The following is a 23,559-nucleotide window of genomic DNA, read 5'->3' as shown; positions in this document are numbered from 1 at the left end:
TGACCTATCAGTAAATTGTGTGTCCTAATATTAGAAGTAAGGACTTTTTTTGTACCTTGAAATCCAATTTATAAACCCTAGATACCTTTTTCTTCTAAATAGGTATTACTTAAAAAACAAAACAAATGTCAGGAATTTTAGACTTATTAAGCAGTGACTTAGGAAAATCAATCATTAGCGGTGTTGCCGGATCAACTGGAAACGACGCAGACAAAACAGGAAGCGTATTAACAATGGCTTTACCCGTTTTAATGAAAGCTATGCAACGTAATGCAGCAACACCAGAAGGTGCAGCAGGACTTATGGGAGCAATACAAAGTAAGCAAGACGGTAACATTTTAGATAATCTTGGTGGATTATTTAGTGGTGGTGTTGATGATTCTGTAAAGAATGATGGTGAAAAAATATTAGGTCACGTTTTAGGAGCTAAACAAAGTGGTGTAGAACAAGTTATTGGTCAGAAATCTGGTTTAGATGCTGGTTCTGTTGCCAACATATTAAAAGTTGCAGCTCCTATTTTAATGGGTGTTCTAGGCAGCCAAGCTAAACAACAAAACGTTAGTGATTCTAACGGAATTGGTAGTTTATTAGGTGGTCTACTTGGTGGAAGTTCTGCAGATAAAGAACAAAGTTTCTTAGAGTCTATTTTAGATGCAGATGGAGACGGTAGCGTTGTTGATGATGTAGCTGGAATGGTACTTGGTAATGCTAGCAAATCTGGCGGTATTGGAGGTCTTTTAGGAGGTCTTTTCGGTAAATAAATTCCTGAATTACATAAATATATAAAAAGAGTCAAGTTAATAGCTTGACTCTTTTTTTGTTAAAACCATTTAGTTTATCTGTATTAAGGAATGGTTTTTGTAAATTTAAGATGAACTTAAAGCCGTTCGCTCAGTCAAAAACATGGTTTACTCATTCATCTTTTTTAAACAGAGTAATGAAGCCTAAATTTGACTAAATAATATTTATTATGAAAAACTTTATATACCTTTTATTAGTTTGTGCTTTTGTTGCTAGTTGTAATACCGGAAGAACAGCAGTTCCAAACAAAACAGAAAACGAACAAGTAGCCAACGAAAAGCTAAGTGATACTGTAACCATTTCAAACGACGATTTAGAATACGAAATTATCATCATAGAACCAGGTTTTAACTTTTGGTTAGCAAGCCAAGCACGACCAGAGGGCTTTTATTCACAACAATATTTAGAAACTAGAAATTATCAATACGTTATTGAGTGGAACCAACGCGTGAACCAACCCTCTCGATTTAATAGTAATTTATACGAGTTACAAATTGATTATCAAAGCCATATAGATTATGGTTACGAAGTAAACTACAAACTTTATAACTACTTTATTTACTTCCAACGAACTTATAAACAAAGATTAGGGCCTTACAACCCTCGTATTTAAAACACTTTACCTATTTTTGCGTTTCTAAACGTATCATGTGCAAAAATTTAAGGCTAACTGGCAAATAACTAAAAATTGGCAACTCATCTTTCCTTTTATAGGTTTGGTTGCATTAGGCTACTCCTCTTTTAAATTGGCGGGCTTATTTATTTCTAAAGAAAACCCAGCTATTTTAATAGGTTTAGGAGCCGTAATCTTTTTTGTTCTCCTGAAATTTATTCTCAAAATTTTCGAGAAGCTAGAAAAAAAATGGGAAGTCAATTACCGATGGGAATTAATTAGTATTTTCTTGGTTTTTGCTTCTACAGGATCTTCTTCTGTTTTTGTAAGTCGTCCGTTAATAAAATTTATGGGTATTAACAGAGACAATTTGCCAACATTTGCATACTGGTTTTTATATATTGTTATTGGTTTTATTTTTTATCAAATCCTCCTTGTTTTAATAGGTTGGATCTTTGGGCAATATAAATTCTTTTGGAATTTCGAAAAGAAAATGCTCCGTAGAATTGGTTTAAAACGTTTGGTAGATTAATTGAACGCTATAAAAAAACATATCATTTTTAAAGCACTAACAGTTTTGTTAGCACTCATGCTGTTTGTTCCAGCAGGTGTAAAAATGGCTCATGTTTTTGCCCATCATCATCATAAAGTATGTACTGATGGTGGTAAACTGCATATTCACCAAGTAGATTTAGATTGTGAATTTCATAAGTTTCATATTAATAACAACTTCTCTTTACCAGATTACACTTTTACTCTATTTACTGAAAAAGAAACACCTACAGAACTTGTTTCTCAATACCGTTTTATTAGTGAATTTCAACAATTACAGGCTTCTCTTCGTGGCCCACCAGTATTAATTTAATTATATCTCACACCAGATTCTTCGGTGTTCTTATTTTTAAATTAACACGTTCTCTTTTAATTTATTTTAACAAGAAAACGCAAACTCTCTCAATATGCGAATATTTTTAAGCACATTGCTATTTTTAGCAATCTCGAGCGTATATGCTCAAAATACAATAAGTGGTGTTGTTCTAGATGCTTCAACCCAAGATCAATTAGCCTTTGTAAATATCTATTTTCCCGATTTAGAAAAAGGTGCTGCCACCGATGAAAACGGGAGCTTCTCTATCGATAACTTACCTTCCGGTAGTTATAATATTTTATTTTCTATGATTGGTTACGAAACACAATCTCTAAAATTAGTTATACCATCCACAGAAGCCATTGAAATAAAATTAGTGCCATCTGCTATAGAAATGCAGAGTATTATTATATCGACGCCTTTCCATAAGTTACAGCGTGATAATGTGATGAAGGTAGAACAAAAATCTATTAAATCTTTAAAAGCAAAAGGCGCTCTAACTTTAGCCGACGGGATAACAAATATTGCAGGTGTAGAAAGTGTAACCACAGGAATGGGTATCGGTAAACCCGTAATTAGAGGTTTAAGTTCAAATCGTGTTGTGGTCTATACACAAGGTGTCCGTTTAGAAAACCAACAATTTGGAGGCGAACACGGCCTTGGCTTAAACGATGCTGGAGTTGAAAGTGTAGAAGTTATAAAAGGTCCTGCTTCTCTGCTTTATGGTAGTGATGCTCTTGGTGGTGTTTTATATTTAAACCCAGAACGTTTTGCAGAAGAAGGTACATCGGCTGGTGATTTTGGAGCGAATTATTTTAGTAATACCCAAGGTTTTAATACTAGCGCTGGTTTTAAAACTTCAGAAAATAATTGGAAATTTTTATTTAGAGGAAGTTTAGCAGAACACTCAGATTACGATACAGAGGATTACCGCGTAACAAACACACGTTTTAGAGAGCAAGATTTTAAAGCAGGTGTTGGTTATCAAGTTTCTAAATTTAAAACTGAATTTCGTTACAACGTCAACCATTCGAAACTTGGAATTCCAGAAGAAATAGGCGAACAATCTACAAACAAAACGCCTCTATTACCTTATCAAGATATTACAAACCATGTGATGAGCTCCAAATCGACTGTGTTTTTTAACGATTCGAGATTAGATATTAATTTAGGTTATATCTATAATGATAGAAAAGAGTTTGAAGAGGAACACGATCACGATGAAGATGAGGAGCATGAAGAAGAAGATCATGACGACGACGACCATGATGACGAAGAGCATCACGAAGATGAAGATCACGATGATGATATTCTAGAAGCAGCCTTACACATGAAGCTTAAAACGGCTAATTATGATGTAAAATATAGCTTACCACAATTAGAGAAATTTGAAACTATAGTTGGTGTACAAGGTATGCACCAAACCAATTCTAATTACGGTGAAGAACAACTTATACCTGACGCAACAACCAATGATTTTGGTATTTTAGGAACATCGCATATTCATTTTGAAAAAGCAGATATACAAATTGGAGCCCGCTTTGACACCAGAACTATCGATGTTTTAAACGGCTTAAATAAAAGTTTTGAAAGTTTTAATGGTGCTTTTGGTGTTAAAACAGATATTGCTAAAAACTTAACAACCCGTATAAATTTGGCAACAGGATTTAGAGCACCAAACTTATCAGAATTAACTTCGGAAGGCAGCCATGAAGGTACAAACCGTTATGAAATTGGAAATGAAAACTTAAAAAGTGAACAAAACTTTCAAGCCGATTTGTCTTTAGAATTTCAGAATGAACATTTAGAGCTTTTTGCTAATGGATTTTATAATAAAATAAACAATTACATTTTCTTATCTCCCGATGGAACCTTTGTAAATGATGATCCCGTTTTCCTTTATTTACAAGACAATGCTTACTTATATGGTGGAGAATTTGGTTTTCACTTACACCCGCATCCTATAGATTGGTTACACTTTGAATCGAGTTTCGAAATGGTTACAGGAAAACTAGATGATGACAGTTATTTACCATTAATTCCCGCAAATACTTTAACCAATATGGTTCGAATTGAATTTGAGAAAGATTGGTTTCAAGATGGTTATGCCTTTGTAAAACTCCTAACCGCATTTGACCAAAACAATGTTGGTGATTTTGAAACAGCGACTGATGGTTATAGCTTATTAAGTGCAGGATTAGGCGGTAGTTTTGAGGTTTTCAACAATGACGTTCAGGTTACAATCTCTGGCACCAATTTAACAAACAAAACATACATTAGCCATCTATCTAGATTAAAAACCGATGGTATTTACAATATAGGCCGTAGCATTAATCTAGGGTTTATTTTCAAGCTTTAAGATATAAAGCATCTCTCTTTAAAGGTCTGTAAGTGTAAAAAACTTACAGACTTTTTTATGTTTTAATAAGTCACTGAGAATAGAATTTAATATAAACAATGCAACTGCCTAAAAAAAGACTTTATAGTTTTAAAAAGGCATGATTTTGCGTTAAGGATTGAGCGGCTTGTTTGAAATCCTTTTTTTAGGGTTATACTCCAATAAATATAATAACATTATTATCTCAATATGGCATAACCTTTTATCAATGTGCCTTAGCTAAAAAAAGATTGAGTAGCGAAAGCCTGACCATTTTGGGTAACGCCCAAGATTGAAGAAAAGAAAAAGCCCATAAACTAATTTGTTCATGGGCTTTTAAATTATATAAAAAATATGCTTTATTTCTTCTTATTCTGAGCTTGCTTTTGTTGTTCTGCTTGCTCCATCATTTCAGCCATTTTTTTCTGAAATTTGTTTTGCTTTTTAGGCTGTTTTTTCTTCTCCTGAATTTGTTCGTGAATTTTGTCTTCATCTAAAATAAAGTTCTTAATCACTAATATAATTCCGATACTAATTAAGTTCGAGATAAAGTAATATAAACTTAATCCTGAAGCATAATTATTAAAGAAAAACAACATCATAATTGGAGAGAAATACATCATGTACTTCATCATTTTTGCCATATCTGGCATACCTTCTTGTTGTGGTTGCGACGCCGCTTGTTGTCCCGTTGTTAATTGCATGTAAAAGAAAATTGCAACTGACGCTAGTAATGGAAATAAACTTACGTGATTTCCATAAAACGGAATGTTAAAGGGTAAATCTGCAATAACATCATAAGATGATAAATCGTCTGCCCAAAGGAAAGATTTTTGCCTTAAATCGAAAGCAGAAGGGAAAAATTGAAATAACGCATAGAATACAGGAAGCTGTATTAAAGCTGGTAAACATCCCGCCATTGGGCTTGCTCCTGCTTTAGTTTGCAACGCCATAGTTTCTTGCTGCGCTTTCATTTTATTGTCTTTATGCTTTTCGCGAATAGCATCTAATTCTGGTTTAAGAATTTTCATTTTCGCTTGCGATAAAAACTGCTTGTATTGTACAAATGATAGCATTAATTTAATTAAAACCGTCATGGCAATAATAGCAATACCGTAAGGTAAAAAGCCTCCTAAAAAGCCGAATAATGGCGTAAAGATATAACGGTTAATCCAACCGAAAAGTCCCCAACCAAATGGTACTAACTCATCTAAATTACGATCATAAGAGTTTACAACTTCAAAATCGTTTGGACCAAAATATAAATCCATAGATTGGTTAAGTTCTCCTGCTTGTAATGCCAATGGCATTTTAGAATCGAAATATTTAGTGTAAACGGTATCTACAACTTCATCATCAACTAAGTTTTCAGATTTAATCTGTGCTGTTTTAAATGCCGTATCTGTTAATAATACAGATGAAAAGAAATGTTGCTTATAGCCTATCCAGGTTACATCTTCTAACTCTTCATCAGCATCACGAGCACCAGTGTAGTTGGCTTTACCATCTTCATATTCGTAATGAATATCTGTATATCTGTTTTCGTAAGAAATACTTTTAGCGTGTCTGTATCCTTTTAAAGCCCAATCTAAATTAAGAACTTGAGAGCTATTAATAACATCGCTTAAACCTTGAGAACGCACGGTAAAATCGATCATGTAATCGTTCGGTTTTAACTCGTAACGGTATTCTAAAAATTTAGATTCTGATACTTTAAGTTTCATTGAAACCACAGTATTCTCACCATTTTTTGTAACAGTTGGTGTAAAGTATAAATCTTTAGTATTTAAAGTTCTACTATCTGTAGTTCCAAAATTGATATTGAAATCTGCATTACGATCCTTTATTAAATAAATAGGAAGTGAATCGTAATTAACAAACTTTTTAAGTTGTAATTCTGAAAGGTAACCACCTTTATTGCTAAATTTTAAAGCGAAAACATCACTTTCAACAAGGGTTTCTTTATCTGAAGCCGTTGATGCTGCGTAAGCAAAAGCACCAAATTTACTTTTAAGGCCAATTAATTGTAATGAATCTGAAACACCGGCAACCTTAAAATCGTCTGCCGTAATAACTTTGGTATCATTTTGCTTGGCACTATTTTCAGCAGCAACTTGTTCTTGCTTTGCTTTTTCTTGTGCTTCAAGCTCTTCTGGCGTTGGTTTATTCTGCCAAAGCATGTACGCTAATATTCCGAAAATAAGTACAAAACCAATAATCGAATTAACGTCTAATTTCTTTTCTTCCATGTATTCAAATTTTAGACCTGACAAATTAAAACATCCATCAGGCCTTTATATATTATTTTTCTTAAATCAAAAAACTATCCACTATTCGTTTTGTGCCATCTTGGCACTTTTACGCTTTTTACTAAAGTTTAATCCTGCTTTTACAAAAGCTACAAATAACGGGTGCGGATTGGCAACTGTACTTTTGTATTCCGGGTGATATTGCACACCAATAAACCAAGGATGCGAAGGAATTTCAACAATTTCAACTAAACCTGTATTTGGGTTTAATCCTGTTGCTTTCATTCCGGCAGCTTCAATTTGCTCTTTGTAATCACTATTAAACTCATAACGATGTCTGTGACGCTCGCTAATGCTTTCCGATTTATAAATATCACGAATGGCCGAACCGATTTTTAAATCGCAATCCCAAGCACCTAAACGCATGGTTCCACCCATATCGGTAACACTTTTTTGCTCTTCCATTAAACTGATAACCGGGTTTTTAGTATCCGGACTCATTTCAGTAGAATCAGCATCTTTTAAATTCAGTACGTTTCTAGCAAATTCAATAACTGCCATTTGCATACCTAAACAAATTCCGAAAAACGGCACATTGTTTTCACGTACATAACGTACAGCATCAATTTTACCTTCAATACCACGCTCACCAAATCCTGGTGCAACTAAAACACCATCTAAATGACCTAATTTTAGTTTAGCATTGTCTTCATTTATATATTCTGAATGTACAGATTCGATATTCACTTTTACTTCATTTTCCGCTCCAGCGTGAATAAAAGCTTCTAAAATCGATTTATAAGAATCTTGCAATTCTACATATTTACCAATTAAACCAATAGTAATTTCATACTTTGGGTTTTTATGACGGTGTACAAATTTATTCCAGTTAGAAATATCTGGTACAATGCTTTTTAAATTTAACTTTTTAAGTACAACCTTATCTAGACCTTCTTCTAGCATTAAATTAGGTACATCGTAAATAGTAGATGCATCTATCGATTGAATTACAGCCTCTTGCTTAACATTGCAAAACAATGCTAGTTTACGACGTAATTCCATAGGTAATTGGTGCTCGGTTCTACAAACCAAAATATCGGCTTGTACTCCACTTTCCATTAATGTTTTTACACTATGTTGGGTTGGTTTTGTTTTTAATTCGCCAGCAGCAGATAAAAATGGTACTAACGTTAAATGAATAACAATACCATTATTTTCACCTAAATCCCAACGTAATTGACGCACAGCCTCTATGTATGGTAAAGATTCAATATCTCCAACAGTTCCACCAATTTCGGTAATTACAATATCGTAATCGCCAGATTTACCAAGCATTTGAATACGCTCTTTAATCTCATCGGTAATATGAGGAACCACCTGAACAGTTTTTCCTAAAAATTCACCACGGCGTTCTTTTTGAATTACACTTTGGTAAATACGACCTGTAGTAACGTTATTTGCCTGACTAGTTGGCACGTTTAAAAAACGTTCGTAGTGTCCTAAATCTAAATCGGTTTCGGCACCATCCTCGGTAACATAGCATTCACCATGTTCGTAAGGGTTTAAAGTCCCTGGATCGACATTGATATACGGATCTAGTTTTTGAATAGTTACTCTATAGCCTTGTGCTTGTAGAAGTTTTGCGAGCGATGCCGCGATAATCCCTTTTCCTAGGGATGATGTAACCCCACCGGTTACGAAAATGTATTTTGCTGTAGTTGTCATGTTGCGCTTATAAACGCAGGCAAATTTACAAAATTTAAATAGTTATTTAGGAATTGTTTTAGGCTAATTTGAAAGTGATTGATTTATAATGAATTTGACGTAATTTTAACCTCATATTTAAAGCCAAAACCATTGCAAAATAAAAAGAAATTATTATTAAGGAAGAGACAACTTATTACACTTCGGATTATTTTGAAATCTATAAATTAATCCAGTAAAGCTTCCCTTAAAACGCTAACAGGATGCTTTGCAACACGATTTGTGCCATCTTTAATTTGATGACGACAACTTGTGCCGTTTGCAGATATAACAGTGTCTAAAGCTGCTTTTTTAATAGCAGGGAATAATGTTTGTTCCCCAATTTGCATACTTACACCATAATGTTCTTTCTCGTAACCAAAACTACCTGCCATACCACAACAACCACTTGGTATAATAGTTACTTTATAATTTTTAGGCAAATTAAGAACGTTAAAACTAGACAACTGATTGCTATCAGATTTTTGATGACAATGCCCATGGAATTTAATGGTTTTAGCTTCCGAAGTAAATTGCTCTGCTTTTATATTGCCTAATTCAATTTCTTTTTGAATAAACGCTTCAATTAAAAATGTGTTTTTTGCTATAGATTCCGCTGAAATTTTATCGTCTGCTAATTTTAAATATTCATCTTTAAAAGTTAGAATAGCTGAAGGCTCGATACCAATTAATGGTGTGTTTTCTGAAATTATATTTTTAAAAATGTTTATATTTTTATTGGCTGCTTTTTTGGCTTGTTCTAATAATCCTTTAGATAAAAAGGTTCTTCCAGATTCTTCATTCGTAACCATTTCAACCTTGTAATTTAAAGCATTTAAAAGCTCTAAAGCATCTACTCCTACTTCGGTATCCAAATAATTTGTAAACTCATCATTATATAAATAAACGGTTTTAATATAACTTTTAGAAGCTCTAGTTTTAGAATAAATTTTATATTCTTTTTCTAAATTTAGTTTTGAAATTAATGGTAATGTTCGTTCGGGAGCAATACCAAATATTTTTTTTAATGTTGAAGATGTAAACGTGTTTGAAAACATGAAATTCGTTACACTTGGCGCTATACTTCCAAATTTATTTAATTTATTATTATAAGCGAAAAGTTTTGTTCTTAACGGAACACCATGTTCTTTTTGATATTGATATTGAAACTCTGCTTTTAAACTCGCCACATCAACACTACTCGGGCATTCCGACGCACAAGCTTTACAACTTAAACATAAATCGAACACAGATTTTAACTCTTCATGATCAAATTTATTCTCTTTATCAGAATTCGTTAAAAACTCTCGTAGAGCATTAGCACGCGCTCTAGTGGTGTCTTTTTCATTTCGTGTTGCGCGATAACTTGGGCACATGGTTCCGCCAAATTCAGGTAATTTTCTGCAATCTCCAGAACCATTACATTTTTCTGTTTCTCTTAAAATACCTTGAGATTTCGAAAAATCGAGCATTGTTTTTATTTCTGGTTCTTTACGGTCTACTTCGTAACGCAGCGCTTGATCCATAGGAAAAGCATCTACAATTTTACCTTGATTGAAAACATTGTTAGGATCGAAAACCGATTTTATACGCTTTATTAATTGATAATTTTCTTCACCAATCATTAAAGGAATAAATTCAGCACGTACTATACCATCGCCATGTTCGCCACTCATGGATCCATTATATTTTTTAACTAAATGAGCAACATCAGTTGTTATTTTACGAAATAAAACAACATCTTCAGCCTTTTTCAAATTTAAAATAGGACGTAAATGCAATTCTCCTGCACCAGCATGTGCGTAATAAATGGCGTCTTGATTGTAGCCTTTCATTAAGGCCGTAAATTCTGCTATATAGTTTGCCAAGTCTGGTAAAGCAACTGCTGTATCTTCTATACAAGCTGCCGATTTTTTATCACCAATCATGTTTCCCAACAAGCCTAAACCTGCACTACGTAAATTATTTGCTTTTTGAATATCATCTCCAAACAGCACTGGGTAAGCATAACTAAGTCCTGATGTTTTTATGGCTTCAATTAAAGCTAATCCTAAACGTTCCACTTCGGCAACAGAATTACCTCTTACCTCGCACATTAAAATAGCTTTGGGATCGCCTTCTATAAATGCTCTGTTTTCTTCTTGGGTTTTATTTTGTTTTGTACAATCTAAAATGGTTTTATCCATCATTTCGCAATTGAACAAATTATGTTTCATAGTTAATTCTACAGCACTTAAACAGTTTTCTATACTATCAAAATGTGCCGCAACCATAATGGCTTCGCTAGGCGGAAGTCTATCTAATTTTAAAGTGATTTCCGTTGAAAAAGCCAATGTGCCTTCACTACCAGAAAGTAGTTTACACATATTGAATTTCTCAGCAGTTTCCGAAAAAACATCCGATTTTATTAACTCATCAATGGCATAACCTGTGTTTCGTCTATGAATTTCTGGTTTAGGGAAGTTTTCAATAATTCGATTTTTTACTGTATCCTGCTTTAATTCTTCGTAAATCGATTTATAAATCTTTCCCTCTAAAGTATTTTCTGTTATTTTCTTTTTAAAATTATCAGAAGTTAATTCGCCAAAAACAGCTTCACTTCCATCACTTAAAATAGTTTCTAATTGTAATACTTTATCCCTAGTAACACCGTATTGAATAGATGTTGTTCCAGATGAATTGTTACCAACCATCCCGCCTATCATACATCGGTTTGAAGTGGACGTATTTGGGCCGAAAAACAAGCCGTGAGGTTTTAAAAAATTATTAAGCGCATCGCGCACAACACCTGGTTGTACTGTAACGGTTTGCTCCTCTTTATTAAACGCTATAATTTTGGTGAAATATTTTGAGACATCTACCACAATACCTTTACCAACACATTGCCCTGCTAGAGATGTTCCTGCTGTACGCGGAATTAAAGTTGTATTATTAAATTTAGCGAAACTAATTAGCTTTTTTATATCCTCTTTATCCTTTGGATATGCAACCGCCATGGGTAACATTCTATAAACCGAAGCATCTGTGGCGTAAATAGATTTTGATAAATTATCGAATAATAATTCTCCAGATAACTCCGATTTTAAATCAGCTAAAGTCATTTTATGTATAAATATAGTTTCGTTAAATACAACGGGTTTTAAGAAAAGCGCTGCGCCATTAGAATAACTAAATTCTAATAATATCAAAGTTATTAGTTTTAATTAAAAAGCGGCTAGTAATCTTAATTAATTTATGCAGATTTTAAAATGAAGACACGCATAAACTATAACTATTTATTTAGGATACTTACGTTGTATATTCCTAATTAAATCTTCCAAACCATTTAATTTCAGCTCATAAACTTGTTTCAGCATATCGCCTAACTTTCCTTTAGGAAACCCTTTATTATGGTACCAAACCACGTAATATTCGGGTAAGTCTATTAAGTAACGATCTTTGTATTTACCAAAAGGCATTTTGGTATGCGCTAATGTAATCAGGAAATGTTTATCTGGAACCACAGGGTTATTATTCTATAAGTTTAAATTTAGACAGCTTATCAAGTTCTTTCTTAATAAAAAGTTGCCATCGTTGTTGAGCATCGATTTTTTTAGAATGATCTGTTTCCGCATCATAGCGTTTTTGCATCGTTCCTAAATCGGTAACATGTTTTTTGTAAATTACTTTTAACTTAGCCTTAATGTCGTTTGAAACTTTTTGTTGAGCAATTTCTTTTCTAAATTTCCTTGCAAACAATTCTGTAATATCAAAATGCAATTGCTCATGATTTAAAATATAATCACTGGCTTTATCTTTATGAAACCAAGATTTTTCGACACTAAAATAAGCGTGAACTTCCGCTGTATAACTTACAACATTAGAGTTTAATTCTTTAACGGAAAAACCAAAGCTAATTCCTGATGCCGTTTCTGCAACTGCACCTGAATTGGGCTTTGGTTTTCCTTTAAAATCTGACCAAGACAATTTATAATCATCTGACCAAGAAATAACAGCTTCTCCTGTTTGGAAGCTTATAGTACAAAATAAAAAGGCTAATATTTTAATCACAATAAAAAATTGAATTTATTAATATGATATAAAAACGATTAGATTATATCTTGACTTATTTTTATTATTTCACTTCTATAATACGTAAATTTTGATGTTTTACTAAATAAATACTGTCGTTATAATAACCACCAGAAATATCTTTTTTGTACGCAAATTTACTTTCAATATATTCTGTTAATGGCGATTCGTTAACCGACTCGTATAAACTATTTGAAGATACTAAACGTAAAACAACATCCATAGTTAAATCGAAACCACGAACGGCTCTTTTATTTGGAGTTGTGTTATATATACTTTCGTATTTTTTAACAAAACTATTTTCAGTTTCATCGAACCATTTTGAAGTTGCTGCAAAATGAAAATTCAATTTAGATAAATGTTCGTTAGAAACCTGATCACCTTCAAAAGCATCATTCATATCGGTTGTAACTAAAGTGATTTTCTTTTTATTATTATTTTGTTGTCCAGGCTCTATAGTGTTATTAACCGAAGCTAATAAACTTGTTACGTTAGATACAAAACCAGCATTAGTAGTTTCTAAAAACACATAATTATTACCTGCTTTTAACGAACCTACAATATCATTAACAAGTACATAATTTTCATCTTGTCCTTTTTTGTTTTTTCTTGAATAAACAATAGACGCTTGATTAAAGGTACGTTTTAAATCGTTTACTATAGACACATGCTTAGAATCTGCTACAATAATAACATTATTGCTTAAGCTATCTTTTTTAACGAATTGTACAATTCTACCTTTAAGTAATTCTGTTTTAGGTCTAGATTGAAAAACATTAGAACGTAATTGTAAATCTGATCCAATTGGAGATACTACAGGCACATTGTAAACTTGTAATTCTGATGCTACCTTGGCAAATGTGCTTGGAGTTAATGGACCAATAACAGCATCTACATCACTAAAATCGTTGTTAGCTAAAATTCTAGACACTTCACTTACTTCATATTTAGTATCATAAACATCAACTTTAAGAGAAAGCCCTAAAGCTTTTAAAGAATCGATAGCCATTAAAACTCCAGATTGAAAATCTAAAGACGCATTTAAATACGGATCACTTTTAATACTCTTTCTGGTATCTGCAGTGGTATCAAACTCCACACGATTTAATCTAAAAGGCAACATAATAGCAATATGCTTTGTGTTGTAATCTTTTATTTTCATTTTTAAATCAGAAGAAGTACCATCGTAACTTGTGTTTACAACACCTGCTAAATTAGTATTGCCTTGTGGTGTTTTTAAAATCATACCAACTTTTAATCCTGTTTTTTTCAATTCAGGATTTAAAGCTTCTAGCTCTTCTTGAGTTAAACCTAATTTTAATTTTAGACGATAAAATCCTTCTTTCGGTAATACTTTATAGTATCCGTAAGTTTCATCAACCTTTTTAATATCTTCTTTATCTAAATTAGGAACATTTATTTCTTGTCCTTCTTGTAGTACAGCACCCATTTTAGGATTAAGCGCTTCTAACTCTTCTAAAGTAATTCCGAATTTATAAGCAATACGCCACTTACCTTCTTTGGCTTGTACCAAATATGGTTTTGTATTCTTTACTTCATCAACAACTTTAGTTTCTTTTAAAATAGGAATTTGAAGCTTATCACCTTTACGAAGTGTATTCGCGTATAAAAACTTGTTGTACTTTTTAATATCATCTTCCGATACATCGTACTTTTTAGCTAAACTGTATAAGGTTTCTTTACGTTTTGTTTTGTGTGTTCTAAAACCTTTTAATTCCTTTACCGTAGTAACTGTTGGCTGATTGGCTTTAGAAATAGGAATAATTAATATAGTATTTGCCTTTAATTCCTTTTTAGCATCTGGATTTAAAGTATAAATATCGCTAGCTGTGACAAAATAACGCTTGGCAATACTTTCTACTGTTTCTCCTGATTTTACTTGGTGTGTACTAAAATTTTGCGCTTGTAATGTGCCAAAACTACACACTAATGCAATTAAAATAATGGAAAAGAATTTACTCATTTATGTTTTTTTAAAATTACCTAATTGATGCTTGTTTTTAATAGCTATAGCACATAACATGCCAAAAACCTAAACATCAATTAGGTATTATCATTATTTGGATATACGTTCGTTTTTAACAAAACAGCCAACTAATTCTTAAAAATTATAGGCATTAGTTTTCTGCTTGCTAAAACAAAATTCCATAGGATTAAAATTGGTTACAAACCCCTATTCCCATTCAATGGTTGCTGGTGGCTTAGAACTAATATCGTAAACCACACGGTTTACACCTTTAACTTTATTAATAATATCGTTCGATGTTTTTTGTAAAAACTCATAAGGTAGGTTTACCCAATCAGCCGTCATACCATCGGTACTTTCCACTGCTCTAAGTGCAACACACTTCTCGTAAGTACGCTCATCGCCCATTACACCTACGCTGTTAACTGGCAACAACATAGCTCCTGCTTGCCAAACCTTATCATATAATCCCCATTCTTTTAAACCATTTATAAAAATAGCATCAACTTCCTGAAGCATTTGTACTTTTTCGGCTGTAATATCACCTAAAATACGAATTCCTAAACCAGGTCCAGGAAAAGGGTGACGACCTAATAATTCTGGATCGATACCTAAAGTTGCACCAACACGGCGTACTTCATCTTTAAAAATAGCACGAAGTGGCTCCACAATTTTAAGTTTCATAAAATCTGGTAATCCACCTACGTTATGGTGACTTTTAATAGTTGCTGATGGTCCGCCTGTAGCAGATACACTCTCGATAACATCAGGATAAATAGTACCTTGTGCTAACCATTTTACATCGGTTAATTTGTGAGCTTCATCATCAAAAACTTCGATAAAAGAATTACCTATCGCTTTACGTTTTTTCTCAGGATCTTCTAAACCTTTTAAAGCTTCTAAAAAACGCTCAGAAGCATCAACGCCTTTTACGTTAAGGCCCATACCTTCGTATTGTTTTAAAACTGAAGTGAATTCATTTTTACGTAACAATCCGTTATTTACAAAAATGCAATATAAGTTTTCACCAATAGCTTTGTTAAGCAAAACAGCTGCTACGGTAGAATCTACACCACCAGAAAGCCCTAAAACTACTTTATCGTTCCCTACTTTTTCGCGAATAGCTGCTACAGTTTCTTCAACAAAAGAATCTGGAGTCCAATCTTGTTTTAAACCTGCGATAGCTACTAAAAAGTTTTCTAAAAGTTGTTTTCCATCTGTAGAGTGGTAAACTTCTGGGTGAAATTGAATAGCATAAGTGCTTTCTCCTTCAATTTTATAAGCGGCATTTTCTACGTCGTTTGTACTCGCTATTAAAACACCATTTGTTGGTAATTTTTTAATAGTATCAGAGTGGCTCATCCAAACTTGACTGCCTTCGCTAATGTTTTTCACAAAAGGCTCATCTGTTTTTATAAACGATAAGTTAGCTCTACCATATTCTCTGGTATTCGATGGTGCTACTTCACCTCCCGAAAAATGCGCTAAATATTGAGCGCCATAGCATACGGCTAGCATTGGTTTTTTTCCTCTAATTTCTGACAAATCAGGATGCAAAGCATCTTCACCTCTTACAGAGTTTGGACTTCCCGAAAGAATAACTGCCTTGTAGGTTTCTAAATTGGTTGGAATTTTGTTAAATGGATGTATTTCGGAGTAAATGTTGAGTTCCCTAACTCGACGGGCAATAAGTTGTGTGTATTGCGATCCGAAGTCTAAAATAAGTACCTTGTCATGTTGCATGCGCAAAAATAAGGATTGATTTTAAAATGACGAATTAGCACCGCAACTTTTTTAACTAAATTGTTAACAGTAAAAAATCGCCTTTTAAAGGTTGTAAGTTTTCTATTAAGTTTGGTAATAATTGCTCGCCATATTCTAAATAAAACTCCGAAAAATTAGTGTTTCGTTCCTGTAAACTACCACCCGGGAAAAGTTCGGTTTGTAAGTCGGTCATTCTAGAAACTGCATCTTTCAATTTACGTTTTTGAGCTTTAAGCAAACGATTTTCTAAATGTTCTAAACCTTGTAATTGCTTTACTTCTTGAGCCTTTACGGCACCTAAAAACGATTTATCAGTATCTTCGGCTAGCTTGTACATGCTTTCAAATTGTTGTGACAAATGCTTCTTTTGTTCAGAGAAATCAATATCAATATTAGAAATTTCTCTAACTTTTTTATTAATAAAGGCACTTCGCTTTAAGAAAACATCTTCCTTAGAAATATTTAAATTTTCAAGCTTTTTACTCTGACTTTCTGTTTGAATTAAAACTGAATTTCTTAATAACAATACAGGAAAAGGTACATTTACTGTGTTAAAATATTTTTTTAATTGAAACCAATACGCTAATTCTCCGCCTCCACCTATGTAACACAGGTTTGGTAAAATCACTTCTTGGTATAGAGGTCGCATAATTACGTTTGGAGAAAATCGTTCTGGATAATTTTTTACTTCATCTAAAATCGCTTTTTTAGTCCAAGTTATTGCCGTATTTACAACCTTATATATATGGTCTTCAAAAACAATACGTTCTCTTAAATTTTCATTTAAATAAAATAAGTTTATTTCTCTAGGGTTTACTTGCGCTTTATAGCCTTCAGAATAATTATTTAAATCTTCTATAGTTTCCGTAACCGCCTTAAACGATGTTTGGTTCAACAATTCGGTTTCTATAAAAGGGATAAACTCTTTTTTTAATGCGGCATTATTGGCTTCAACAATGACTAAACCATATTCGTGAAACACAGCGTTTGCCAAATATCTGGTAGCATCGGCTAAATTATCATGTTGTAAATAGGCTTCTTGGAAAAGGCTTTTTAAATGCTCTGCGTTTTTGGTATGCCCTATTTCATTAGAAAACACTTCAAAAACTTCCGCTAAACCATCGGTAGATAATTCTCCAACGGCTCCACTAGCCTCCTTATTCCATTGTACTTTTTTTCCTCTGAAATTAAAATAGTTTATTTCATCAAAATCATGATCTTCTGTTGCCATCCAATAAATAGGAACAAAATTTTGATCGGGATATTTTTCTTTTAATTCTTTTGAAAGATTAATAGCCGATACTATTTTATACAGAAAATAAAGTGGTCCCGTAAACAAGTTTAGCTGGTGCCCTGTTGTAACGGTAAAGGTGTTTTCTAATTTTAATAAATCTATATTTTGAAGTGTTAATGTTGAAGCATCAACCTTTTTATACTGTTCACTTAGTACACTATGCAATACATTTCGAGATTCTGGAGTAAAACTCGCTCCCTTTTCTTCAATTTGATTTTTGAAATTATCAAGGTTTGGAAAACGGTTATAAAATGGTTTTAACTCTTGATTTTCATCGAGATAATCACAAATTAAACTTGAAAAATATCCTGTGTTTTTAAACGAAATACAGTCTGCTGGCATATTAAAATAGATAGAAAGTGTAAATATAAGCTTATTCAATTTTGCAATTCTAAAAATTTCGTTAAGAATTAACAGGAAATTGAACCACCAATTTTGTCGTATTAAATTTAAAAAACATTCATTTTATATTCACTTAACATTTCGGTACTTAATTCTAGAGATTGTTAATATTAAAGTAATCTTTTTAACACTAAGGTTACCTAAAATTAAATTAACCACAGCAGTTAGTTAACACGGTTCTTTGATTCAAATTCTAATTTTGAACCGAATTAATTAACCAATATTTATATATTAAATGATGAACAAGTACATTAAATTATTTTTATTCCTTTTTATTGTAACATCTGCAAGTACAGTAATAGTTAGCTGTGATATCGAAGATGGAAAAGATGGTATTAACGGTGTTGACGGAAAAGATGGCGAAGACGGAAAAGACGGTGAGGATGGTGAAGATTTTACACCTCCAGTAGCCATGTTTACTAACAAATCGTCTTTAGCTCCTTTAGTGAAATTACACAGTGAATTTAGTACAGTAGAAGCTTTTTCTTTATTAAGTTCTACCGATGTGCTTTCTAACGGTTTTCGTTTAGTTGGTGCTCAAGATGGTGCAGGATTTTTAAAAGATGGTGAAGAGTACATCTATGTTGTAAATGCAGAAGATGATTATGCTGTTTCTAGAATTCGTTTTGATAAAGACCTTAATCCTATTTCTGGCGATTGGTTATTAAATAGTGGTGTTGCAGATTATGCAAGACAATGTTCTGGCACTATGTGGGAAGCTGCTGTACATGGTGGTGATAAAGATATCTTTTTATCTGCTTCAGAAAGTTACGCTTACGATGTTAAAGGAATTGATCCTTGGATTGAAACGCCTACTCCAACTGCAGATTTTGGTTTAGATGCTTTAGGTGAATTCTCTTGGGAAAATGCTGTGCCATTACCAAAAGGTGCTTATGCTGGTAAAACGGTAATTATTGGTGGAGATGATGATTCTAGCGGATCTGAAGGCCAAGTAACAATGTATTTATCTGAAAACGGTGATGCAGATTTAGCAAACGGAAAAATTTATGTTTTAAGATTTAAGCAAGTTTCTGATGGTGCTGGCGGAACTATGGATGTTGCTGCAGATCAAGTTTACAACGAAGGTAGTTTAGATTTTCAAAAAACTTACGATATCGAATTTGTAGAAATCGTAGATGGCGCTGCTTTAACAAAAAATGAAATGGAAACAGCTTGTACTAATGTATTTGCTTCTCAGTTTATGCGTGTTGAAGATGTTGATTATAAAAAAGGTAGCGATGCCAATGCAAGAGACGTATTTTTTGCTGTAACAGGAAGAGGTCCTGGAAGAGGAACTTATAACGATTGGGGAACTGTTTACAAAATTGAACTTGATGAAACCAATCCATTAGAAGGTAAATTAACTCAAATTATTAGCGGAAACACTGATACTAACAATCAAGATGGTAACCTTGCAGAATTACAAAGTCCGGATAACATTTGTGTTACAGAAAACTTTATCTACGTGCAAGAAGATCCAAATTCTTTCTCTAGAAACCATGCTGCACAAATTTACCAAGCCGATTTAGATGGTAATAATAATAAAGTTGTTTTAGAATTAAAAGTTGAAAATAACTTAGACCCAACAGGATCTACAGGGTTTTCTGGTGAGTTTGGTGCTTTAACAGATATCTCTGATAAAGTAGGTGTGCCAGATACATTTATTTTAAACTTACAACCACATTACTGGGAAAGCGATGCTTTTGTTTCTAGCAGTTTACCACATAACCAAGGTGGACAAATTGTATTATTAAAAGGCTTAGCTAGATAGTAAACACTATATTTTTTTAATATTAAGAATCTTCATTTTCGCAATGAAGATTCTTTCATTTTTATAACTTTCACACATGTTTCGATATTTAAAATCGCTATTCTTCTTAATTATTTGCATTTCAATAACTGGATGCCAACAGAATAAAAAGGAAACCATTTCTGTAATAAATTGGTCGGCTGCACAAAACTATTACTCCCAAAACATAGATTTAGCTTTAAGTTATATCGATAGTTTAGAAACCGAAGGTATGCACGGTAAAAAAGCCAAAACCTATTTCGCTTTATCTCGTGTTGCTTTCAAAAAAGCCGAACCTTACGCATCGTATTTAAATCCTGAGGTTGGCCACAGAGTAAACGGCCCTGCCCTACCTATTTATAAAGAAGACACCGGTAAGATTATAAAACCCGTTGGTTATCAAAAAATAGAAGAAAGTGTTTTTGATAATGAAACTTCCGAAGCCGATTTTAAACAAGAACTATACGTGCAAAAAGGCATGCTTTCAAACCTCAAAAAGGCCATTGAAAAAAGAGACCTTAATCCACAACGCTTTTTTATAGCCACGCACCAGCAACTATTGCGTATAGTAAGCTTAGCCATATCTGGTTTTGATACGCCAGTAAGTCATTTAGGTATTGATGAAACTATTGTTTCACTAGAAAGTTTACAAACCGTCTATAAGGCTACCATTCAAAATAGTATTAAACTTAAGAATGAAAAATTAGACTCCGATTTTAATGCTAATATTGAAAAAGCTATTGCTTTTATTAATAAAAATCAAGATTTTGATACTTTCGATCGCTTTACATTTACACGCGATTACATGAATCCGATTACTCGGAATTGGGTCGATATTAGAAAATCTAGTGCACTTTGGGAACCAATAGACACAACACCTTTTAATTTTGATGCCCCTACTTTTTTTGAAGACGATAGTTTTAATTTAAACTATTTTACAGCCGCTATCAACCAAAACCCAACTGAGAAACAGATTACTTTGGGTAAAAAATTATTCTCAGACCCTAAACTTTCCGAAAACGGAAAAATGGCTTGTATTACCTGTCATTTACCTCAAAAAGGCTATGCCGATAATGTTGCACTAAATTTAGATAATCAAGGTAAACCCTTGCTAAGAAACACACCAACACTTATAAATACGGCCTTTCAACAAGGTTTCTTTTTGGACGGACGCTCAAACACCTTGTTAGATCAAATTTCATCTGTATTTACAAATGATAAAGAGTTTAATTCCGATGTGCATAAATTCTCGAACGCCATTCTAAAAGACTCAACTTATACCACTCTTTTTAAAGATGCCTTCGGAAAAATTTCTTCAAATAATACGGATGTTATAAAAGCAATTTCATCTTATATTTCAACCTTAAATGGTTTCAATTCTAAATTTGATAAAAACATAAGAGGCGAAGAAAATAATTTTTCAGATGAAGAAAAACTGGGGTATAATTTATTTATGGGAAAAGCCTTATGCGCTACTTGTCACTTTATGCCTTTAACCAACGGAACCGTTCCTCCTTTTTATACAGAAACAGAAAAAGAAGTTATTGGAGTTCCGGAAACGGTAGAAAACAAACAACTTGATGACGATTTAGGTTTTTATTGGAGCTTTAAAGAACCACTGCATAAAGGCATGTTTAAAACACCAAGTATTAGAAACATTGCTCTAACAGCGCCATATATGCATAATGGTGTTTACGAATCTTTAGAGGAAGTTGTAGAATTTTACAACCTTGGAGGTGGTGGCGGTTTAGGTTTCGATTTAGAACACCAAACTTTGCCTTTCGATGAACTTAATTTAACAACTGAAGAACAAAACGCCCTAGTCGCTTTTATGAAAACGCTAACGGAAACAGTTAGTGATGTGTATTAAATATTAGCTCTAAAATTTTTAAACACAATAATTAAACTCTTAAAAATCCGTCTATTTATGGCGGATTTTTATTTTATAAAAAACCAACCATGACTACCAGCAACTGCTCCTGCCGTAGTTATTAAACTCAATATTAGTAAAAACCAATGCGCCTTATGAAGTATTGAAAATGTTTTTGAAGGATTTTCTTCTACATATTTTTTAAATAATTTATGCAATATAATCGGCTCTAAAACATATAAAATAAGAGTAAAAAGTACCCAAACTAAAGTCATAGCATGAATCCACCAAAACCGATAATCAAAATATCGATCCCAAGCATCGAGCACATATAACATGTAAAACCCTGAAAGTCCCGTTAGCAAAGTTGTTACTTTAGCTTGTATAGCAAATTTACCTTCTAATGCTTCGAAGGTTTTAATTTGATCTTCTTTGGATTTTAGCTTTTTTACGGCTGGAATAATAACAGTAGTTACCATAGAAACCCCACCAATCCATAAAATAACAGCTATAACATGAATAACGCGTGCTAAGGTGAATGTTTCCATTTTCTTTTGATATGAGTGGATTTGAAACTGAGTTATAATTTTAAAGCACCAAACACTTGGCTAGTGTTTTTTCATAAATTTTCTCGTACTGAGGTACAATTTCGTGTAAGTCGAATTTCAAAGCTTCTTTTCGAGCGTTTTCTTTGAAGGTTTTTAATCGATTTTCATCACTTAAAATATGTATAGCATTTTTGCTCATATCTTCAATATCGCCTACTTCACTTAAATACCCTGAAACACCGTGCACATTAACTTCTGGAATACCACCCGTGTTACTTGAAATTACAGGAACACCAGACGCCATAGCTTCTAGAGCCGCTAAACCAAAACTTTCCGTTTGAGAAGGCAATAAAAATAAATCACTAAAGCAAAGTATCTTATCAATTTCATTACTTCTTCCAAAGAAAATTACTTTATCTGTAATACCAAGTTCAGCGCATTGTATTTCCATCTTTTCCTTTTCAGGTCCTTCACCAATAAACATCAGTTTGGCTGGCATTGCTTTTTGAATGTTATAAAACACACTAATAACATCTTCTATTCGTTTTACGGGACGTAAATTACTAATATGTGTTATTATTTTTTCGTTGTCTTTAGCCATCATCCCGCGTTGACATTCTGTAACGCCATGATGCTTATATTTTTCTAAATCTATAAAATTAGGCACTACATCAATGTCGTTTTTTATATCAAACAAACGTAGTGTATCTTCTTTTAAACTCGCTGAAACCGCAGTAACAGCATCAGATTTATTGATACTAAACGTTACAGCTGGTTTATAAAACGGATGACTACCAACAAGTGTAATATCGGTACCATGAAGTGTAGTTACAATTGGCACATAAATATCTTCTTCAATAAGCATTTTTTTAGCCATATAAGCCGCGTATGCGTGCGGAATAGCATAATGTACATGAAGGATTTCTATTTTATGAAGCTTCACCATATCGACCAGTTTACTCGATAAAGCTAACTCGTAGGGCTGGTAATGAAACAATGGATATTCTGGTACATTTACTTCATGGTAATGAACGTTATTGCCCAATAACTCCAATCGTACAGGTTGGTTATATGTAATAAAATGGATTTCATGGCCACGCTTAGAAAGCTCTAAACCTAATTCTGTTGCTACAACGCCACTACCTCCAAATGTTGGATAACACACTATACCTATTTTCATGCT

At 33.1% G+C, this 23,559-nt stretch carries 17 protein-coding genes; 7 read left to right on the top strand and 10 right to left on the bottom strand.

Annotated elements, in window-relative coordinates; all coding sequences use genetic code 11:
- The first annotated feature begins 125 nt into the window (after positions 1-125).
- The 5 genes from V6246_RS02580 to V6246_RS02560 all read left to right on the top strand — a co-directional run bounded on the left by V6246_RS02580 (position 126) and on the right by V6246_RS02560 (position 4,641).
- The gene (locus tag V6246_RS02580) at positions 126-761 is read left to right on the top strand and encodes a DUF937 domain-containing protein (RefSeq protein ID WP_159020182.1); all 636 of its coding nucleotides are present in this window, start codon (positions 126-128) and stop codon (positions 759-761) included.
- A 209-nt stretch (positions 762-970) separates the two neighbouring features.
- Positions 971-1,414, top strand: coding sequence for a DUF6146 family protein (locus tag V6246_RS02575; RefSeq protein WP_341558826.1), 444 nt, complete (start codon positions 971-973; stop codon positions 1,412-1,414).
- A gap of 37 nt (positions 1,415-1,451) precedes the next feature.
- Positions 1,452-1,946 carry a DUF6787 family protein gene (locus V6246_RS02570; protein WP_341558825.1) on the top strand — a complete coding sequence of 165 codons (495 nt, stop codon included), beginning with the start codon at positions 1,452-1,454 and terminating at the stop codon, positions 1,944-1,946.
- Positions 1,947-2,279, top strand: a complete 333-nt coding sequence (locus tag V6246_RS02565) for a hypothetical protein (protein WP_341558824.1) — start codon at positions 1,947-1,949, stop codon at positions 2,277-2,279.
- A 94-nt stretch (positions 2,280-2,373) separates the two neighbouring features.
- Complete coding sequence (locus V6246_RS02560) at positions 2,374-4,641, top strand: TonB-dependent receptor (RefSeq protein WP_341558823.1); 2,268 nt, start codon at positions 2,374-2,376, stop codon at positions 4,639-4,641.
- Between the two features lie 377 nt (positions 4,642-5,018).
- On the opposite strand, the gene yidC is transcribed toward V6246_RS02560, so the two are convergent.
- From yidC to bshC, 8 genes are all read right to left on the bottom strand, one after another.
- Entirely contained in the window at positions 5,019-6,908 is a 1,890-nt protein-coding gene (gene yidC / locus V6246_RS02555) for a membrane protein insertase YidC (protein WP_341558822.1), read from the bottom strand.
- Between the two features lie 81 nt (positions 6,909-6,989).
- A complete protein-coding gene (locus V6246_RS02550; RefSeq protein ID WP_159020175.1) occupies positions 6,990-8,633 on the bottom strand; it encodes a CTP synthase in 1,644 nt (547 codons plus the stop codon).
- A gap of 206 nt (positions 8,634-8,839) precedes the next feature.
- Positions 8,840-11,752, bottom strand: coding sequence for an FAD-binding and (Fe-S)-binding domain-containing protein (locus V6246_RS02545; RefSeq protein WP_341559894.1), 2,913 nt, complete (start codon positions 11,750-11,752; stop codon positions 8,840-8,842).
- A gap of 174 nt (positions 11,753-11,926) precedes the next feature.
- A complete protein-coding gene (locus tag V6246_RS02540; protein WP_074936106.1) occupies positions 11,927-12,154 on the bottom strand; it encodes a DUF3820 family protein in 228 nt (75 codons plus the stop codon).
- 7 nt (positions 12,155-12,161) lie between these two features.
- A complete protein-coding gene (locus tag V6246_RS02535; RefSeq protein ID WP_341558821.1) occupies positions 12,162-12,701 on the bottom strand; it encodes a DUF922 domain-containing protein in 540 nt (179 codons plus the stop codon).
- Between the two features lie 64 nt (positions 12,702-12,765).
- Complete coding sequence (locus V6246_RS02530; protein ID WP_341558820.1) at positions 12,766-14,706, bottom strand: LysM peptidoglycan-binding domain-containing protein; 1,941 nt, start codon at positions 14,704-14,706, stop codon at positions 12,766-12,768.
- A 210-nt stretch (positions 14,707-14,916) separates the two neighbouring features.
- Positions 14,917-16,452, bottom strand: a complete 1,536-nt coding sequence (gene guaA, locus V6246_RS02525; protein WP_341558819.1) for a glutamine-hydrolyzing GMP synthase — start codon at positions 16,450-16,452, stop codon at positions 14,917-14,919.
- 55 nt (positions 16,453-16,507) lie between these two features.
- On the bottom strand, positions 16,508-18,109 hold the full coding sequence (gene bshC / locus V6246_RS02520; protein WP_341559893.1) for a bacillithiol biosynthesis cysteine-adding enzyme BshC: 1,602 nt from the start codon (positions 18,107-18,109) through the stop codon (positions 16,508-16,510).
- A 298-nt stretch (positions 18,110-18,407) separates the two neighbouring features.
- Here bshC and V6246_RS02515 point away from each other — a divergent pair, with 298 nt between their 5' ends.
- Positions 18,408-19,940: a hypothetical protein gene (locus tag V6246_RS02515; protein ID WP_341558818.1), complete on the top strand. Its 1,533-nt coding sequence runs from the start codon at positions 18,408-18,410 to the stop codon at positions 19,938-19,940.
- A gap of 76 nt (positions 19,941-20,016) precedes the next feature.
- Entirely contained in the window at positions 20,017-21,828 is a 1,812-nt protein-coding gene (locus tag V6246_RS02510) for a cytochrome-c peroxidase (protein WP_341558817.1), read from the top strand.
- A gap of 68 nt (positions 21,829-21,896) precedes the next feature.
- Here V6246_RS02510 and V6246_RS02505 read toward each other — a convergent pair whose 3' ends face one another.
- Both V6246_RS02505 and bshA read right to left on the bottom strand, forming a co-directional pair.
- Positions 21,897-22,376 (bottom strand): hypothetical protein, encoded by a 480-nt coding sequence (locus V6246_RS02505; RefSeq protein ID WP_341558816.1) that lies wholly within the window; start codon positions 22,374-22,376, stop codon positions 21,897-21,899.
- Between the two features lie 40 nt (positions 22,377-22,416).
- Complete coding sequence (bshA, locus tag V6246_RS02500) at positions 22,417-23,556, bottom strand: N-acetyl-alpha-D-glucosaminyl L-malate synthase BshA (protein ID WP_159020168.1); 1,140 nt, start codon at positions 23,554-23,556, stop codon at positions 22,417-22,419.
- Positions 23,557-23,559 lie beyond the last annotated feature (3 nt).

It is taken from the genome of Algibacter sp. TI.3.09 (assembly GCF_038154905.1).
Lineage (GTDB): Bacteria > Bacteroidota > Bacteroidia > Flavobacteriales > Flavobacteriaceae > Algibacter.
Note: the sequence above shows the minus strand (reverse complement) of the source record. Positions and strands in the feature narration are given on the sequence as shown.

Excerpts from the sequence above, each read along its gene's own strand:
- V6246_RS02580 (WP_159020182.1), top strand. The coding sequence starts at position 126 with ATGTCAGGAATTTTAGACTTATTAAGCAGTGACTTAGGAAAATCAATC.
- V6246_RS02575 (WP_341558826.1), top strand. The coding sequence starts at position 971 with ATGAAAAACTTTATATACCTTTTATTAGTTTGTGCTTTTGTTGCTAGT.
- V6246_RS02560 (WP_341558823.1), top strand. The coding sequence starts at position 2,374 with ATGCGAATATTTTTAAGCACATTGCTATTTTTAGCAATCTCGAGCGTA.
- yidC (WP_341558822.1), bottom strand. The coding sequence starts at position 6,908 with ATGGAAGAAAAGAAATTAGACGTTAATTCGATTATTGGTTTTGTACTT.
- V6246_RS02550 (WP_159020175.1), bottom strand. The coding sequence starts at position 8,633 with ATGACAACTACAGCAAAATACATTTTCGTAACCGGTGGGGTTACATCA.
- V6246_RS02545 (WP_341559894.1), bottom strand. The coding sequence starts at position 11,752 with ATGACTTTAGCTGATTTAAAATCGGAGTTATCTGGAGAATTATTATTC.
- V6246_RS02530 (WP_341558820.1), bottom strand. The coding sequence starts at position 14,706 with ATGAGTAAATTCTTTTCCATTATTTTAATTGCATTAGTGTGTAGTTTT.
- guaA (WP_341558819.1), bottom strand. The coding sequence starts at position 16,452 with ATGCAACATGACAAGGTACTTATTTTAGACTTCGGATCGCAATACACA.
- bshC (WP_341559893.1), bottom strand. The coding sequence starts at position 18,109 with ATGCCAGCAGACTGTATTTCGTTTAAAAACACAGGATATTTTTCAAGT.
- V6246_RS02515 (WP_341558818.1), top strand. The coding sequence starts at position 18,408 with ATGAACAAGTACATTAAATTATTTTTATTCCTTTTTATTGTAACATCT.
- V6246_RS02510 (WP_341558817.1), top strand. The coding sequence starts at position 20,017 with ATGTTTCGATATTTAAAATCGCTATTCTTCTTAATTATTTGCATTTCA.
- V6246_RS02505 (WP_341558816.1), bottom strand. The coding sequence starts at position 22,376 with ATGGAAACATTCACCTTAGCACGCGTTATTCATGTTATAGCTGTTATT.
- bshA (WP_159020168.1), bottom strand. The coding sequence starts at position 23,556 with ATGAAAATAGGTATAGTGTGTTATCCAACATTTGGAGGTAGTGGCGTT.